The organism is Aliterella sp. E5.1 (assembly GCF_057473825.1).
On the sequence record NZ_JBYCCV010000316.1, the window covers coordinates 1 to 1,747 of the forward strand.

Genomic DNA, 1,747 nt, shown 5'->3' on the forward strand with positions numbered 1-1,747 from the left:
AGGATGCCCAAGATCCGGGACCACATTTCTTATGAAGGCTTTGAAAGCCTTAGGTAATTCTGAATGTATTAGTGGAGATCACCTTCCAGTTTCTATTCCAGCCGTTATAAATTTCTCTTTGCCAGTTCCAATTCTGAATTCCCTTGAATTTGGCTTTAAGCATTCTTTAGATAACTATTTAGACACAGCCTCTAATTCTCGATATCACATGCTACACAAATGGTTAATAGGTTATGCAGATATTAATGAACTACTGCTAACTTTACGAAAAAAACGCATAGTCCAGCATTTAATTTATAAAGAGCCTTTCCTAAGTTTTGCTCCTGAATTTTCGTATAATGCTTTGCCTAATAGTAGCATAATTTATATATTTCGTGATGGTCGTGATTGTGCGGATTCACTTGTCCGAAGCTACGATGTGCTTACTGATCAAAAGCTATTAGATTTAAATACCCCTGAGGTGGTTATGGGACGCAAGTATGGTGATCGCTATGTTCCTTGGTGGGTTGAGGATGGAAGAGAAGAAGAGTTTCTTTCCTACACTCCTTATGTGCGTGCAATTTGGATGTGGAAAGAGATGACTCGAAGATGTCATAGTTTTTTCTCTAAACCTGAGATTTCGGAGTCTGGCCGTGTACTATTTCTAAAATATGAAGATCTAATGTATGACTCCTTAAAATATGGTGAATTAGTTGTTAAACATTTTGATTCAAGCATGAACTCCCGTCTTCATAAGCGACTCAGACAAGCTCGCACCAGCTCGATTGGGGTACATAAGCGACGAGATCCCCACGAAATTAAGTTGGCAGAGAAGGTTGCAAAAACCGAGCTAGAACTGTATGGATATATTTAAATATGTTTTGGTTTTTGAAAAGACTTTAACTATCTTTATCTATAAGACCGCACCTTCATTATGACAGTATTGATACATTAGCTTTTTTAGCAGCCTTGATAAGCTGGCTGTCCAATGTGGCAAGAGGGAGCGATTTTCGCAAAGCTAGTTCCAGGTACGCAGCATCATAGGTTGTGAGATGATAATTTCTGTCTAGATCGCTAATACTACTGAGACTTACAAGATAGCTGTCAAAGCTGATTGGTAATTGCTCTGCTTGATCAATTATCTCTTGGCGTCGAGCTTCGCTAATCCGTTTTCGGCGTGCTGCTGCCAGCAGAGCATTCGTAAATTCGAGCCGCCATAATGCTGGAACAACCAACTGATTTGATTCCAAGCTGTCTAGCAGCCTCTCTGTATAATCTGTCTTCTCATCCTCCAGATACCAGGGCAGCATAACCGAACAATCTGCCACAAAACGCATTAATACTTTCGTCCCTCATTGACTAATTCTTGAACAGTGATGCCCTCTAAGGTATTGCCTGTGCGGGTCGTACGCATCTCCGCGATTAACTGACGAATTTGCTCCTGCTCAGGAGCAGGTTTAGCTGGCACCAGCATTGCTACCGGTTCACCATGACGTGTAATCATAATTTTCTCACCTGCTTCTACCTGATCTAAAAGTTTGGATAGGTGAGTTTTTGCCTCAAAAGCGCCAACGCTTTGCATAAATTCTCCAATATTTAATCTGGTTGACTAGTTTTACTGGCTTAAGGTAATTTTAACCTATTCCTGCTGTCCGTTTCACCCCTCTCTAAATGCCGAAAGTTGCAGATATTGGTAGTAAACGACTGATCAGCCTGGCACCCAATGCCTGGGTACAATGGGTAACCCAACGCCCAGATATCCAGGCCA

General features: G+C 41.3%; 3 protein-coding genes. 1 reads left to right on the plus strand and 2 read right to left on the minus strand.

Translation table 11 applies throughout. The features are described from left to right. Positions 1-853 (plus strand): sulfotransferase (locus AC2VE5_RS26740; RefSeq protein ID WP_486890571.1); only part of this gene is annotated, 853 nt, incomplete at its 5' end. Between the two features lie 58 nt (positions 854-911). Here the strand turns inward: AC2VE5_RS26740 and AC2VE5_RS26745 are convergent. Then, positions 912-1,316, minus strand: a complete 405-nt coding sequence (locus AC2VE5_RS26745) for a type II toxin-antitoxin system VapC family toxin (RefSeq protein WP_486890572.1) — start codon at positions 1,314-1,316, stop codon at positions 912-914. Further along, positions 1,316-1,561 carry a type II toxin-antitoxin system Phd/YefM family antitoxin gene (locus AC2VE5_RS26750; protein ID WP_486890573.1) on the minus strand — a complete coding sequence of 82 codons (246 nt, stop codon included), beginning with the start codon at positions 1,559-1,561 and terminating at the stop codon, positions 1,316-1,318. Before AC2VE5_RS26750 ends, AC2VE5_RS26745 begins: the two co-directional genes overlap by 1 nt. Between the last annotated feature and the right edge of the window lie 186 nt (positions 1,562-1,747).

What these genes read in the sequence shown, in the direction of transcription:
- AC2VE5_RS26745 (WP_486890572.1), bottom strand. Translation starts at nt 1,316, where the DNA reads ATGCGTTTTGTGGCAGATTGTTCGGTTATGCTGCCCTGGTATCTGGAG.
- AC2VE5_RS26750 (WP_486890573.1), bottom strand. Translation starts at nt 1,561, where the DNA reads ATGCAAAGCGTTGGCGCTTTTGAGGCAAAAACTCACCTATCCAAACTT.